At 75.5% G+C, this 13,948-nt stretch carries 13 protein-coding genes; 6 read left to right on the top strand and 7 right to left on the bottom strand.

The window, feature by feature from the left end; genetic code table 11:
- Positions 1-3: 3 nt before the first annotated feature.
- Positions 4-1,092 (top strand): FecCD family ABC transporter permease, encoded by a 1,089-nt coding sequence (locus ABT048_RS00670; RefSeq protein WP_350519079.1) that lies wholly within the window; start codon positions 4-6, stop codon positions 1,090-1,092.
- The gene (locus ABT048_RS00665) at positions 1,089-1,889 is read left to right on the top strand and encodes an ABC transporter ATP-binding protein (protein WP_350519078.1); all 801 of its coding nucleotides are present in this window, start codon (positions 1,089-1,091) and stop codon (positions 1,887-1,889) included. The genes ABT048_RS00670 and ABT048_RS00665 overlap by 4 nt, the downstream gene beginning before the upstream one ends.
- 46 nt (positions 1,890-1,935) lie before the next feature.
- On the opposite strand, the gene ABT048_RS00660 is transcribed toward ABT048_RS00665, so the two are convergent.
- The 4 genes from ABT048_RS00660 to ABT048_RS00645 all read right to left on the bottom strand — a co-directional run bounded on the left by ABT048_RS00660 (position 1,936) and on the right by ABT048_RS00645 (position 6,690).
- Positions 1,936-2,937, bottom strand: a complete 1,002-nt coding sequence (locus ABT048_RS00660; protein ID WP_350519077.1) for an L-tyrosine/L-tryptophan isonitrile synthase family protein — start codon at positions 2,935-2,937, stop codon at positions 1,936-1,938.
- A gap of 83 nt (positions 2,938-3,020) precedes the next feature.
- On the bottom strand, positions 3,021-4,388 hold the full coding sequence (locus ABT048_RS00655) for a cytochrome P450 family protein (RefSeq protein ID WP_350519076.1): 1,368 nt from the start codon (positions 4,386-4,388) through the stop codon (positions 3,021-3,023).
- Positions 4,389-4,419: 31 nt separating this feature from the next.
- Positions 4,420-5,820: an MFS transporter gene (locus ABT048_RS00650; RefSeq protein ID WP_350519075.1), complete on the bottom strand. Its 1,401-nt coding sequence runs from the start codon at positions 5,818-5,820 to the stop codon at positions 4,420-4,422.
- 306 nt (positions 5,821-6,126) lie between these two features.
- A complete protein-coding gene (locus ABT048_RS00645; protein WP_350519074.1) occupies positions 6,127-6,690 on the bottom strand; it encodes a sigma-70 family RNA polymerase sigma factor in 564 nt (187 codons plus the stop codon).
- A gap of 55 nt (positions 6,691-6,745) precedes the next feature.
- Here ABT048_RS00645 and ABT048_RS00640 point away from each other — a divergent pair, with 55 nt between their 5' ends.
- Positions 6,746-7,039 carry a zf-HC2 domain-containing protein gene (locus ABT048_RS00640; RefSeq protein WP_350519073.1) on the top strand — a complete coding sequence of 98 codons (294 nt, stop codon included), beginning with the start codon at positions 6,746-6,748 and terminating at the stop codon, positions 7,037-7,039.
- 290 nt (positions 7,040-7,329) lie between these two features.
- Here the strand turns inward: ABT048_RS00640 and ABT048_RS00635 are convergent, their stop codons facing one another.
- Positions 7,330-8,259 (bottom strand): hypothetical protein, encoded by a 930-nt coding sequence (locus tag ABT048_RS00635; RefSeq protein WP_350519072.1) that lies wholly within the window; start codon positions 8,257-8,259, stop codon positions 7,330-7,332.
- 399 nt (positions 8,260-8,658) lie between these two features.
- Between ABT048_RS00635 and ABT048_RS00630 the strand changes: the two genes are divergently transcribed.
- Positions 8,659-9,927 carry a cytochrome P450 gene (locus ABT048_RS00630; RefSeq protein WP_350519274.1) on the top strand — a complete coding sequence of 423 codons (1,269 nt, stop codon included), beginning with the start codon at positions 8,659-8,661 and terminating at the stop codon, positions 9,925-9,927.
- Between the two features lie 50 nt (positions 9,928-9,977).
- Here the strand turns inward: ABT048_RS00630 and ABT048_RS00625 are convergent, their stop codons facing one another.
- The gene (locus tag ABT048_RS00625) at positions 9,978-10,664 is read right to left on the bottom strand and encodes an N-acyl homoserine lactonase family protein (RefSeq protein ID WP_350519273.1); all 687 of its coding nucleotides are present in this window, start codon (positions 10,662-10,664) and stop codon (positions 9,978-9,980) included.
- 299 nt (positions 10,665-10,963) lie between these two features.
- Here ABT048_RS00625 and ABT048_RS00620 point away from each other — a divergent pair, with 299 nt between their 5' ends.
- The gene (locus tag ABT048_RS00620) at positions 10,964-12,481 is read left to right on the top strand and encodes a CoA transferase (protein WP_350519071.1); all 1,518 of its coding nucleotides are present in this window, start codon (positions 10,964-10,966) and stop codon (positions 12,479-12,481) included.
- Positions 12,482-12,572: 91 nt separating this feature from the next.
- The gene (locus ABT048_RS00615) at positions 12,573-13,211 is read left to right on the top strand and encodes a DUF6461 domain-containing protein (RefSeq protein ID WP_350519070.1); all 639 of its coding nucleotides are present in this window, start codon (positions 12,573-12,575) and stop codon (positions 13,209-13,211) included.
- 68 nt (positions 13,212-13,279) lie between these two features.
- Here the strand turns inward: ABT048_RS00615 and ABT048_RS00610 are convergent, their stop codons facing one another.
- The gene (locus ABT048_RS00610; protein WP_350519069.1) at positions 13,280-13,879 is read right to left on the bottom strand and encodes an HdeD family acid-resistance protein; all 600 of its coding nucleotides are present in this window, start codon (positions 13,877-13,879) and stop codon (positions 13,280-13,282) included.
- Positions 13,880-13,948: the final 69 nt, after the last annotated feature.

Here is a 13,948-nt window from a genome sequence, read left to right as displayed (position 1 = left end):
AACGTGACTCCGGCCGCTCACACGGAGGCCGCCGTCACCCGCCGTCCGGCCCGCACGCTGCGGGCCGGGCCGACGGCCGCCGTCCTCGCCGTCGCGCTGGTGCTCGCGCTGACCGCAGCCGTCTCGCTCGGCGCGGTGGACATCCCGCCCGGCGAGGTCTGGTCGGTGGTCGCCCGCCGACTCACCGGTCGGGCCGCCGAACCGGGCACCCGCGACCTCATCGTCTGGCAACTGCGCGTGCCGAGAGCCCTGTTGGCGGCGGTGGTGGGCGCGGGACTCGGCCTGGTCGGCACCGCCGTCCAGGCCCTGGTCCGCAACCCGCTCGCCGACCCGTACCTGCTCGGCATCTCCTCCGGAGCCTCCCTCGGGGCGGTCGCCGCCATCGTCCTCGGCACCACCTTCGGGCTCCAGCTCTCCTTCGGCAGCGCGCTCGGTCTCACCGTCTCGCTGGCGGCGTTCGCCGGCGCGCTCGCCGCGTTCTCGCTGGTCTGGCTGATGGCCCGGCGGGGCGGCGGCTTCTCCCCGCTGCGCCTGGTCCTCGCGGGCATCGGCATCGCCCAGTTCCTCGGCGGCATCACCAGCTACCTCGTCCTGCAGACCCGCGACGAGCAGCAGACCCGGGGCGTGCTGTTCTGGCTCATGGGCAGTCTCGGCGGCGCCGTCTGGGCCCAACTCGCCGTCCCCACCGTCGCCGTGGTTCTCGGCCTGGCCCTGCTGCAGGCCCGTGCCCGGGGGCTCAACGCGGTGCTGATGGGTGACGAGACGGCGGCCGGGCTCGGCGTGGACGTCGCCCGGCTGCGCCGCGAGGTGTTCGTCGTCACCAGCGTGCTGACCGGCGTCCTGGTCGCCGTCTCCGGCGCGATCGGCTTCGTCGGCCTGATGGTGCCGCACGTGTGCCGCCTGCTCCTGGGCGGCGACCACCGGCGTCTGCTGCCGCTGTCCGCGCTCACCGGGGCGCTGCTGCTGGTCGTCGTCGACACCGTCGCCCGTACCGCCCTGGACGGCCAGGAACTGCCGATCGGCGTGGTCACCGCCGTCCTCGGCGCCCCCACCCTGCTCTACCTGCTGGACCGACGACTGGAGCGCACGTGAGGATCGCCGTCGAGGACCTGAGCGTGACCCTGGCCGGGCGAACGGTGGTGGCCGGGGTCCACCTGGTCGCCGAGGAGGGGGAGATCGCCGGGCTGGTCGGGCCCAACGGGAGCGGCAAGTCCAGCCTGCTGCGCACCGTCTACCGGCACCTGCGGCCGAGCGCCGGCCGGGTGCTGCTGGCCGGGCGGGACCTCGCGGAGCTGCGGCCCGCGCAGTCCGCCCGGCACATCGGCGCGCTGCCCCAGGAGCGCGGCGGGGACTTCGAGTTGAGCGTCCGCGAGGTGGTCGCGATGGGCCGCACCCCGTACAAGCGGGCGTTCGCCGCCGATGACGCCGAGGACCACCGGATCACCGCCGGGGCGCTGGACCGGGTCGGCATGGCGGGCGCCGCCGACCGCCGGTTCGGCCAACTGTCGGGCGGGGAAAGGCAACGGGTGCTGCTGGCCCGCGCGCTCGCGCAGCAGCCGGACGTCCTGGTGCTGGACGAACCGACGAATCACCTGGACGTCCGGCACCAGGTCGAACTGCTCGCCCTGCTGCGTGAGCAGCGCCGGACCACCCTGGTCGCCCTCCACGACCTGAACGCCGCCGCCTCGGTGTGCGACCGGCTGCACGTCCTGCACCGCGGCGCCCTGGTGGCTTCCGGCGCTCCGCGCCAGGTGCTGACCCCCGAGCTGATGGCGGAGGTCTTCGGCGTCCGGGCGGCGGTGATCGATCACCCGCTCACCGGCGATCCGCTGATCGCCTTCGACCACCGCACCCCGGCCGGTGCGGTGGCCTCCGTGGCGGTGACGTAGCCGGTCCTCGGGGAGGGAGAGGGGGAGGGGGAGGGGGAGGGGAGACTCAGCGGCCGACGTGGCTGTCCGCGTGGCCCTCGTAGTGGCTCGGCCGGCCGTCGCGCAGGACCGCGCGGCCGAGCCGTGCGGCCTCCTCGCTGCGCAGCAACTCCCAGCCACCGTCCGGTCGGTGGAGCACCGCGGAGTGCCAGGGGGTGGTCCAGGCGTCGGCCGCCGCCAGCAGCCGGATGCCGAACTTGGCGACCCCGGCCGGCTGCGGGTGGATGGACAGCCGTACGGCCCGCGGGTGGTGCTCGGCGATCAACTCGCCCCAGGCGCGGCTGCGCTGGATCACGGCGTAGGCACGGCGGCGGCACTCCCGCTGCAGGGCCGAGCGGGTGCCGGTGAATCCCACGGCGTCCTCGGTGAGGAAACGGGTGATGCCGCGGTAGAGCCGCAGGGTCTCCTCCTCGGTCAGCACCTGCTCGCGCAACTCCTCGACGGTGGGGGCGTAGCGCTCGTGCACCCGGGCGCGCTTCTCGTCGTACGGGAGGTCGCCGAGGACGGCCCTCAGGTCGAAGGTGGCGAGGTGGCGCAGGCCCTCCCGGGCGATCATCATGGTCAACTCGTCCGAGTAGGCGTCGATGTGGTCGTCCGGGACGTTGATCAGGTCGCCGAATATGTGCCCGTCGGAGCAGATCAGGATCCGGGCGCCGGGCTCGTGGAGGCGTCCGATCTCGGCGCAGAGCCGGTCGAGGAAGGTCAGGGACAGCCGTTCGCCCTCGTCGGGCAGGTGGCCCAGCACCTTCGCCGGGTTCGGCGACTTGCAGGGGAAGCCGGGCAGGGTGAACACGATGGGCTCACCGGCGGCGATGAAGTCCGCCAACTGCGCGAGCTGGAGCGGGAAGTGCTCGGGGCGGGCGGCGAACTCCGGGTCGGCGGCGCGGCGGTGCGGCAGCAGGAGGCCGAGGATGCGGGCGGCCAGGCGCTCGGGCCCGGCGGAGGTGGCGGGCCCGGTCACGGCGTCGGTGACGGGAGTGGGAGCGGTCGCGGTGCCGACGGGCGGCATGGTGGGTCCTCCACGGATGGTGGTCTGGTGCGGGCTTCGGGTGGGCGCAGCCGGGCGGGTCGCGGCGACGGGGTGTCCCGGGGTCAGCGGCGGCGGTCGTAGGCGACGGGCAGTCGGTTGACCCCGCGCGCGAGCACGGCGGGGATCCAGGCGAGGTCGGCCAGGCCGTCCCCGGGGGCCTCGGCCGGGCGCAGCCCGGGCAGCCGGGTGAGCAGGGTGCCGATGGCGATCCGGAGTTCGGCCCGGGCCAGGGCGGCGCCGGGGCAGTAGTGGACGCCGTGGCCGAAGGCGAGGTGCTGATTGGGGGAGCGGTCGAGGTCGAGGTGGTCGGCCCCGGTGAACTGCGTGTCGTCGCGGTTGGCGGCGCAGAGCGAGACGATCACGGAGTCGCCGGCCGGCACGGTGGTGCCGAACAGGTCGCTGTCCTCGGCGAAGAAGCGCCAGGTGGTGAGCTCGAACGCGGCGTCGTGGCGCAGCAGTTCCTCCACCGCCCGGGCGAGCCGGCCGGGCTCGTCGAGGCCGTCGCGCAGGCGGGCGAGCTGCTCGGGGTGGCGCAGCAGGGCGATCAGCATGGTGGTGATCTGGTTGGTCACCGGTTCTTGCCCGGCGACCAGCAGCTGGAACACCATGGAGTCGAGCTCCTCGCGGCTCAACTCGCCCCCGTCGTGGGCGGCGACGAGCCGGCCGAGCAGGTCCTCGGTGTCCGTCCATCCGGGCTCCCGGCAGTCGGCGCGCTTGCGGGCGACGACGTCGGCGATGTAGGTCTGCAGGCCGCGCAGCCGTGCCTCGTACGCCGGGCGGCCGGGGTCCTGCGGGCCGACGGGCTGGACGACCTTGCCCCAGTCGCGGTCGAAGCGGCTCGCCAAGTCGGCCGGGAGTCCGATGACTTCGGCGAGCACCCGGAAGGGGTAGTGGGCGGCGAAGCCGGCCACCAGGTCGGCGCCGCCGGTCTCGGGCAGCTCGTCCACCAGCGCGTCGGCCAGCTCCTGCAGGCGGGGGAGCAGGGCCTCCACCCGGCGCGGGGCGAAGGCGTCCAGGACGAGCCTGCGCATCGCGGTGTGCTTGGGCGGGTCCTGGTGGAGCAGGTGGACCTGGAGCTGCGAGTGCTGCGGCTCGGGCATGATCGACGCGAGTCGGCGCCAGCCTTCGTTGCCCAGTGCGTGGTTCTTGCCCAGGCGCGGGTCGTTGAGGGTCGCGTGGGCGGCCCGGTAGCCGGTGACCAGCCAGGCGTGGATGCCGCTGGGGAACTCCACCCGGTGCACCGGCCCCGCCTCGCGCATCTGCCGGTACAGCGGGTACGGGTCGCTCTTGTACGCCGGGCCGTACAGCGGGACGGGGGAGGGGAGGCGGTCGTGGCCGTACGGGCAGCGCGGGGCGTCGTCGGTCGCGGCCGGGTTCGGGTTCGCCGTCGGGGCGTCGGTCGTGGCCGGGGAGGGGATCGTGTCGGTCATCCGGGGTGGTCCTTCGGTGGGGTGCGGACGGTCAGGGCCTGGGGCGGCGGTGCAGGGCGAGCAGGGCGACGGCGGTCGCCGCGACCAGGGCGGCCAGGGCGATCCCGGCGCTGGTTCCCGTGCCGGTCCCGGTGGTGGTGCCGCTCGCGGCCACGCCGCCGGCCGTCGAGGCGGCGGCGGTGGCGAGGGCCGGGCCGAGGGCGAAGCCGAGACTGCGGGCGAGTTGGACGGCGGAACCTGCGGTGGCGAGCTTCCCGGGCGGGGACGCGGCCATCACCAGGGCCTGGGTGGGGCCGCCGTTGAGGCCCATCCCGGCCCCGGCGAGGGCGAGCCGGGCGGCGATGTCCACGGTGGACCAGCCGGTGTCCGACGGGATGAGCAGGGCGAGGCCCAGGGTGGTGACGGCGGCGCCGGTGAGCGCCGTCGGCCGGGCGCCCCAGCGGTCGGCCAGCCGTCCACCGACCCGTCCGGCCAGCACCATGCCGAGCGGGAACGCCAGCATGGTCAGCGCGGTGGTGGTGGCGCTCTCGCCCCGGGGGCCGCGCAGGTGCTGGGCGAGCAGGTAGTGGCAGGCCGCGAAGCCCGCGGCGAGCGACAGCACCGAGGCGTTGACCCCGGCGGTCCCGGCGGTCCGCAGCACCTCGGCCACCGGACGGCCGCCGGGGCGGCGCAGCCACAGCAGGACCAGCGGCGCGGCGGGCAGCGTCAGCAGCAGCCACTGCGGTGCCTCCGGGGCCAGGGTGAGCCCGAGCAGGACGGCTGCCACGGCGCCGCCTATCAGGGCGGCGTCGCCGAGCGAAGCCCGGTCGGGCGGGCGCAGTCCGCCGCGCCGCGGGGCGTGGCGGAGCACGATCAGGACGGCGGCCAGGCAGACCGGCAGCTTGACCAGGAAGACCGCCCGCCAGCCGAGGTGGTCCAGCAGCAGTCCGCCGATGACCGGGCCGGTCACGGCACCCAGCGGGCCGAGGGTGGCCGGCACGCTCATCGCCCGCCCGCGCAGCTCGGGCCGGACGGACGTCGCGGCGAGCACCGGCATCAGGACGAAGAGCACGGCCCCGAAGGCGCCCTGCAGCATCCGGGCGGCGATCAGCCAACCGGCCCAGGGGGCCGCGGCCGCCAGCACGCTGCAGGCGGCGAAGCAGCCGACCGCGAGCAGCAGCGCGGACCGGGTGCCGACCTGGTCCAGCCACCGACCGGCGGGCAGGAGGAGGGCCACGAGCGGGAGTTGGTAGCCGAGGACGGCCCACTGGGCGAGGCCGGGCGAGACGTGCAGGCCGGACGAGATGTCGGTGAGCGCGAGGTTGACCACGTTCATGTCGAGCATCGCGACGAAGGAGAGCAGGCCCGCGGCCACGACCAGGCTCCAGCGGTCGACCGACTCGGGCTGACTGATCGTCAGTTCGACGGCGGACGTGGGTTGTTGTGCTGCCATGGAGTCCCTCCGTTCCCGGGTTGCCGTGCCGGACACCGCCTCGGCGGCGGGGTCCGGTACAGCAGTCGGGGGCGCGGCGGCTCCGGTTCCGAACACTTGGGGGAATTTTTCGGCGGGGTTCGGGCGGCGGGGTTCGGACGGCGGGTGACGGATGGCAGGGATGACAGCTGACAGCTGACAGATGTTGAAATCTGTCAGCTGTCAGCTGTCAGCTGTCAGCTGTCATCTGTCAGTTGTTCCCCGTCATCCGCCGCGTGTCATCGGTCGCCGTCTGCCGTCCGCCTGCCGCCCACGTGCCGGCACCGCTCAGCAGGCGGCCGCGAGCTCCCCGGCCTCGGCTGCCCGCAGTCGCGCCACCAACTCCTCCCGCGCCCGGGCGACCCGGGAGCGGACGGTGCCGACCGGGCACCCGGCGACCTCGGCCGCCTCGGCGTAGCTCAGCCCGACCACCTGCGTCAGGACGAAGGCCTCCCGCCGTTGGGCGGGCACCCGGTCGAGCAGGTCGCCGAGCGCGATGCCGTCCTCGAACCCGGCCGCCGGGCCGCCGCCCTGCCGCTCCGCCGCCTCCTGCCAGTCCGGCAGCGCCGCACAGCGAGGGCGGGCGGCGGCCATCCGGTACCGGTCGATCACCGTGCGCCGGGCGATCGACAGCAGCCAGGTGCGGGCCGAGGAGCGCCCCGCGAACGCGGGCAGGCCGCGCAGCGCGCGCAGGAAGGTCTCTTGCGCGAGGTCGTCGGCGGACTGCACGTCGGTCAGGTGGGCGACGAAGCGCCAGACGTCGCGCTGGGTCGCGCGGACGAAGGCCTCGACGTCCGCCGCCCGGCCGGAGCGGGCGGTCAGTGCGAGTGCGGTGAGCTGCTCGTCATCCACGGCGGCCTCCGGACCGGCCGGTCCCGCCGCAGTGGCCGTGCGGGACGATGGTCACATGAGATGCGCGCAGTTCCGTACCGCTCTGTCCGCCCGCCTCGACGGCGAACCGAGCGGTCTCCCGGAGGCCCGGCTGGACAAGCACGTCGCGCGCTGCACCGGTTGCCGGGAGTGGCTGGAGCGGGCGGAGCGGCTGGGCGGCCACGTCCGGGCGGCCGCCGCCGTCGGGCCGTCGCCGGAGTGGTCGGTCCGCCTGCCGGCGGGGCCGGAGGGGTTCGAGTCGAAGGGTGCCGGTCCGGCCGAGGGGGCGGACGGCCGCGCTCCGGAGGGCCCGCAGGCCGCGGAGCGGTAGGACGGTGGCGCCGACCGCAGCCGGCGCGTCGTCGTGGTCAGACATGGAAGGGTCCCGAGGGGAAGGCTGGAACGGCACCGCTCAGGGCGGCACCGTCGGCGTCCATGGGCCGTGCGCGTGGCACCCCACACCTCCCGGGGAAACCGGGGAACGGCGGCGGGCGGCGCGGGCCCGAACCCCGGCGTCACGGCGGCGGAAGGCGCGGCCGTACGGCGGGGCGACCTGCCCGTCGCGGGGCCCCGGTGGCCGGATGAAACCGGGGGAGGCCGGGGGATGCAGCGGCGGGCGCGTCAGCAGGCGAGGGCGAACGCCGGCGGCCCGCGCCGGACCACGGCATGCGTGAGCAGCACCGACCGGGGCGGCCGGGCCGTGTCCGGGGCGGGCCGGGGCGGTGCCGGGGCCCGGTAGCCGAACGGCCGGGCGAAGAGCGCCAGCAGGGGGAGCAACAAGGCACCCGCGACGACGGCGCCGAGCGAACCGAGCAGCTCGAAGAGCCGGACCAACGCCGCGTCACCGCGCCAGAGCAGCAGTGCACAGGCCAGGGCGGCCAGCACGTGGGCGACGGCCATCCCCGGCGACATGGCGTGGGACATTCCGTGCGCCATCCCGTGGGAGGTGCCGGGGGGCAGGCCGCCCGTCGTGGCGTCGGGCATCCCGCCGGGCATCGGGTGGGACATGCCGGGCATCCCGGCCGTCCCGGGCAGGCCCAGGTCCATGGCCGCCCCGTCGGCGGAGGCTCCTGCACCCGCGGCCCCGTGCTGCATCCCGTGCATCCCGTGCATCCCGGCCGTCGGGCGCAGTCCGCCGGTGGACGGCGGGACGTCCGGGTCGATGCCCGCCATCCGCGCCAGCTCGACCGGTGACAGCCCGTCGGGCACCCGGTCCGGGTTGCACAGCAGCAGGGCGGCCCAGTCCGTGGTGGCGAGCCGGCCGAGGCCGCCGCCGCTGCCTCGGCCGAGGGCCCCGGCTTGTTCGAACAGCTGGTGCAGCGCGATCTGCGCGGCGACCATCCAGACGCTGATCACAGCGAGCCCGCGGCGCTTCCCGGCGAGCAGCCAGGTCAAGCCCAGGATCGCCCCGAACGCACCGGCCAGCACGGTCGGCGAGACACCGGCCCCGGCCATGGCGACGTGCGCGGTGGCGGCCATTGCCACGCACAGCGCGGCGAAGACCACGGCGCGCAGCAGGCGGATCCGGTCGGTCATCACGATGGCACTCATCGTCGCACCCACCCCGCCCGGTGCGCACCGCACCCTCCGGTCATGGCCGGTTCCGCCCCGTGAGACCATGCCCGGCCGCTCGCCCGGTGACCGGCCAGGCGAGAGGCCGGGCGGCCAGGCGGCAGGCCGGGCGGCCCGCGCGGAGGTCCGCCCGGCTGCCGTCCCGCTCGCTGCACCGACCCGAACAACCGCTCGTACGACCATCCGCACGGTTTGACAAGTGGTCACCGCATGCTCACTAGATGTCACGATCCGGTGCGTTCCGTGCGGGCGTGTCGGAGCGATGCCGTCCAGAAGCAGGGAGGTCCGGCCGTGGAGACCCCGACGCAGGCCGCCGAGCCCATCGCCGACCGTGCCGAGCCGGCCGACCGCCCCGGTGCGCCGGCCGACGGCCCCGGTGTGCAGGCCGACCAGGCCGGGATCCCCAGGACCGCCGGCGCGCCCGGGATCCCCGACCTCGCCGACCCCGGCTTCTGGCGGCTGCCCACCCCCGCCCGCGCCGCCGCCTTCGCCGAGCTGCGCCGCCTCCCGGGCCCGCTGTTCTTCGGCGACCGCGCCACCGGCAAGGGCTTCCACGCCCTGGTCCGCCACGCCGACGTGGTCGAGGCCAGCCGAACCCCGGCCGTCTTCCTCAGCGGCCCCGGCGTGACCACCCCCGCCCCCGCCCGCTGGGTCCGGCTGCTGTTCGGCGACTCGATGGTCAATCTGGACGACCCGCGCCACGCCCAGTTGCGCCGGATCGTCTCGCGGGCGTTCACCCCGCGGCTGCTCGGCCGGGTCGAGGACGACGTGCAGCGGATCAGCGTCGCCCTGGTCGACCGGGTCGAGCGGGACCGGCCGGAGGACTTCGTGTCCGCGGTCGCCGCCGAACTCCCGTTCCAGGTGATCTGCACCATGATGGGCATCCCCGAGCAGCCGCGCCGCGCCATCCTCGACCTGGTCAACCGCACCTCGGCGGACATCGGGGTGGCCCGCACGCTGCGCCACCGGCTGCGGGCGCCCGGGCGTGGGCTGCGGGCGCTCGCCCGGATGCAGGCCATCGTGGCCGGGATCGGTCGGGAGCGGCGCCGCCGGCCGGCCGAGGACCTGATCTCCGCGCTGGTCACCGCCGACGTGGACGGCCGTCGGCTCACCGGCCGCGAGCTCGGCGCCTTCTTCACCCTGCTGCTGGTCGCCGGGGTCGAGACCACCCGCAACGCGCTCGCCCACGGTCTGCACCTCCTGACCGTCCACCCCGAGCAGCGCGCCCTGCTGCTGTCCGACCTCGACGGGCGGCTCGGCGGGGCGGTGGACGAGATGGTCCGTCACGCCACGCCGATCATCCAGTTCCACCGGACCGTCGCCGTCGACCACGAGCTCGGCGGCCCGGGCGGCACGCTGCTGCGCGCGGGGGAGAAGGTCGCGCTGTTCTACGGGTCGGCCAACCGCGACGAGGCGGTCTTCCCCGATCCGGACGCCTTCGACATCACCCGCACGCCCAACCCCCACCTCGGCTACGGCGGTGGAGGCCCGCACTACTGCCTCGGCGCGCACCTGGCCCGGCAGGAGATGACGGCGCTGTTCCGGGAGCTGTTCACCCGTCTGCCCGATGCGCGTTCGGTCGGCGAGCCGGAGCTCGTCCCGTCCAGCTTCGACCACCGGGTCCGCTCGCTGCGCTTCACCTGCTGAACGTCTCCCCGGCGGTCCTCGGGGCTGCGACGCCCCGGCGCCGGGCACCGCTACCCGCCCGGCTCCCACACCGCGTGGTCGTGCGCGAACAGCACCCGGCGCGGACGGTGCTCCGCCACCCGGTCGAGCCAGGCCCGGTAGCCGGGCAGCGGCGCCGCCACGCCCTCGCGCGCCGCCCGCCGGGCGAGCAGTGCCTGCCCGTACTCGGAGGCGAAGTCGTACGCCTGCCCGGCGAGCAGGACCGGGCCGCCGCCCGGGCGTTCGACCAGCAGGGACTGGTGGCCCGTGGTGTGGCCGGGGGTGGGCAGCACCCGGACGCCGGGCCAGATCTCCGCCTCGCCGTCGAGCTCCCGGTAGTCGGCGCCGGGGAAGTCGACCAGTGCGTCGATGGTGTAGCCGCCGCGCCGGGCGGTGGCCAGCTCGCTCGCCTGGACCAGGACGGTCGTGCCGGCCAGTAGCGGATTCCCGCCGCAGTGGTCGAAGTGCAGGTGGCAGTTGACCACCAGGTCGATGTCGGCGACGGAGACCCCGGCCGTGGCGAGGGCCTCGGGCAGCGGGCGGCGGACCGGGCGGTAGTGCGCCTCGGTCTCCGGGTCGCAGCCGCCGATCCCGGTGTCGAACAGGAGCAGCCCCTCCGGGTGCCGGACGAGGTACGCCAGCACCGGCTCCACCCGCGGCTCCGGGCCGCCCACCTCGGAGGCCGGTCGGACGAAGTACCCCAGGTCGAGGCGCCGGATCACGTGCACGTCATTCCCCCATGTCGCGGTGCGTCGCTCTGCCCGGGTACCGGCGGCCCCCGGACGGGCGGCTCCCGTTCGTCCCCCGGTCGGCCTCCCGTCGGCCCGCGTTCGCACCCTACCCGCCGCTCACCCGCCCGCCACCCGCCGACCGGCGGGCCGGTCCGCGCCCCCGGTGCCCGGGCGCCGGACCCGGCGGTGCTGCACGCCGCACGCCGGTTGCCGAGGTTTCGGCGCGGCCACCGACGGTCGTGACTGGCGTCACGGCGAGCGACCAAGAAGGGGAGCACAATGCCGACATGACCGATCATCCGCTGCCCGCAGGAACCGTCGGACCCGCCGGACCGGGCGGGGGTGAGCCCGCCGACCGCCCCACCGCCGACGCCTGGGCGGCCCTCGGCGGCCCGGCCGACCTGCTGTCACGGGTGAGCTTCCACGGCCCGGACGGCGTCCTGCCCTCCCGACTGCCGGTGCGGCGCCTCGCCCGGGCCACCGTGGCCGTCTGCTCGCTCGCCGCCGCCGAGCTGGCCGCCCTGCGCAGCGGCGGTCCGGTTCCGGCCGTCCGGGTGGACCAGGGCGCGGTGGCCACCGCGTTCGTCAGCGAGCGGCACCTGACGGTCGACGGCCGCACGCCCGTCAGCTTCGCCCCGCACTCCGGCTTCTGGCGCACCGCCGACGGCTGGGTCCGGACCCACGCCAACTACCCGCACCACCGCACCCGGCTGCTGTCGGCCCTCGGCCTCGCCGCGGACGCCGGGCCCGATCGACTGGCGGAGGTGCTCGCCGGTCTGCCGGCCGAGCAGGTCCAGGAGCGTGCGTACGCGGCGGGGGCGCTGGCGGTCGCGGTCGCGCCGGTGAGCGAGACCGTGCACCCCCTGGTGGAGCACCGGGAAGTCGCTGCCCCCGGCGCCGTCGCGGGCGTCGCCGTCGGTACCACCGGCAGCGTCGGTACCGCCGGCACCGCAGGCACTGACGGCGCCGCCTCCGCCCGTCCGCTCGGCGCGGCCCCGGTGGACCGGCCCGCCGCCGGGCTCCGGGTCCTCGATCTCACCCGGGTGATCGCCGGACCGGTCGCCACCCGCACCCTCGCCCTGCTCGGCGCCGACGTCCTGCGCATCGACTCGCCCCGGCTGCCCGAGGCCGAGGACGCGCACGCCGACACCGGCTTCGGCAAGCGCTCGGCCCGCCTCGACCTCGCCGAGCCCGCCGATCGGGCCGTCTTCGAGGACTTGCTCGCCACCGCCGACGTCGTGGTCAGCGCCTACCGCCCCGGCGCCCTCGACGCCCACGGCCTGGCCCCCGACACACTGTTCGCCCGGCGTCCCGACCTGATCGTCGTCCAACTCTGCGCCTGGGGCTGGACCGGCCCGTGGGCCGGGCGGCGCGGCTTCGACAGCCTGGTCCAGGCCGGTGTCGGCATCGCCGCCCACGAGGCCGCCGACGACGGCCACCCCGGCGTCCTGCCCGCCCAGGCACTCGACCACGGCACCGGTTACCTCATCGCCGCCGCCGTCCTGCGCGCCCTCTCCGACCGGCACACCGGCCGCCCCGGCGGCCGACACCTGCGCCTCTCCCTCGCCGGCACGGCCTCCTGGCTGCTGCACGGCATCGAACGGGAGGTCCCGTCGGAGGTCCCGTCGGAGACCCCGGGCGAGGCCCCGTCCGAGCCGTACGACCCGTCGGGGTGGCTCGCCGAGACCGACTCCGCGTACGGGAAGCTGCGCCATGCCCTGCCGCCGATCGGCTACGAGGGCGCGCCCGCCGACTGGTCGCGCCCGCCCGGGCGTTGGGGGACGGACGCTCCGGTCTGGCTCTGAGTCGGGGGCGGCCGGGCGGGGGCGGACCCGGCGAGCCCGGGACCGAGGACCCGGCCCCGGTGGTGTCGGTGAGGTCCGGCATCATCGGGGCATGACCGCCGCACACGCCACCGACTACACCTGGTTCGAGCAGCGCTACCCCGTCCTGGGCGAGGCCCACTGCCTCACCCACGTCCAGGGGATCCCCGCCGACGAACTGCTGCGCCGCTTCGACGCCCTGCCCGGTCGCGAGGTCTCCGGCCTGGACGCGGTGATCGAGGCCTGGGAGACGTTCGATGACGGCGAGGACGAGGACGCCGCGGCCCTGCTCGGCGAGGACGACGACCGGCTGCTCGTCGCCGTCACCGAGCTGGACGGCTGGGCCCTCGCGGTCGAGCCGTACGGGTACCTCGGCAGCCTCCACGACCTCGTCCCCGGGCTTTCCGACGGCACCCGGCTGGTCTCGCACTACCGCAACGTCAACGCCGCGGACAGCTTCCACTGGTGGGAGCACGGCAGCTGCCGCCTCCACTTCGAACCGCTTTTCGCCGACCAGCGGCACGGCTCGGACGCCGCTGCCTCCGGCATCCCCGAGCTGCTGACGGCCTGCGGCTTCGACCTCGGCGGTGAGCGGTACGAGCTGCACACCGAGGCCGCGTTCGCCCTGGCCGAGCGGCTGACCGACGTCCGGCTCGATCCGGAACGACTGGAGGCCGCCACCTTCCGGCTCGGTTACGCCCCGCGCCCGTAACGGCGCCTGGGGGCGGCCCCGGCCGGAAGCGGCAGCCCCTGCGATCCGCCGATCGGAGGTCCGTGGGGTCAGACTCCGGACGGGATGTGCTTGGCGCGGTCGCGCATCTGGATCGCCGTCACGATCTCGATGAGGCCCAGGATCAGCAGCCAGCATCCGGCCAGGACGGTCAGCGCCTTGATCGACCCGACCGGCCACACCATCAGCAGGACGCCGGCCAGCGTGTTGGCCACGCCCGCGAAGGCCTGCCAGCCGCGGGCCGGCATCTGCGGGTCGGAGATCGCGGCGGCCAGCTGCGTGATGCCGCGGAAGAGCCAGCCGATCCCGATCCAGAGCGCGAGCAGCAGCAACGACTCTGCCGCGCTGCGGAAGCAGAGCAGCCCCAGCATCACGCAGATCGCGCCGCTGATGAAGGCCAGGACCCGCAGCGCGGTGGCGGCGTGGGTGCCGAACGCGGCGACCAGCTGCACGATGCCGATGACCAGCAGGTAGAGGCCGAACAGCACGCCCACCACCCTCAGGGTCTCCTCGGGCCAGGCGAAGACCACGATCCCGAGGGCGAGTGAGACGAGCCCGGCGACGAGCAGGACCTGCCAAGCGGCCTTGGCGAGCATGCCGAGCGGGCCCTGGACCGGGGAACCGTCGGGGGTGATGATCGGAGAGACCACGGTGGTGTAACTCCTCGGGCGGGGGTAGAGGACGAGCCCCAGCCTCTGCGCGTCGCCGCCCCGCCGCGC

Origin of the sequence: Kitasatospora sp. NPDC096140 (assembly GCF_040303045.1) — a bacterium.
In the GTDB taxonomy this organism is placed as follows: domain Bacteria; phylum Actinomycetota; class Actinomycetes; order Streptomycetales; family Streptomycetaceae; genus Kitasatospora.
The sequence above is the reverse complement of the archived record's forward strand: the minus strand, read 5'-3'. Positions and strand labels throughout refer to the sequence as shown.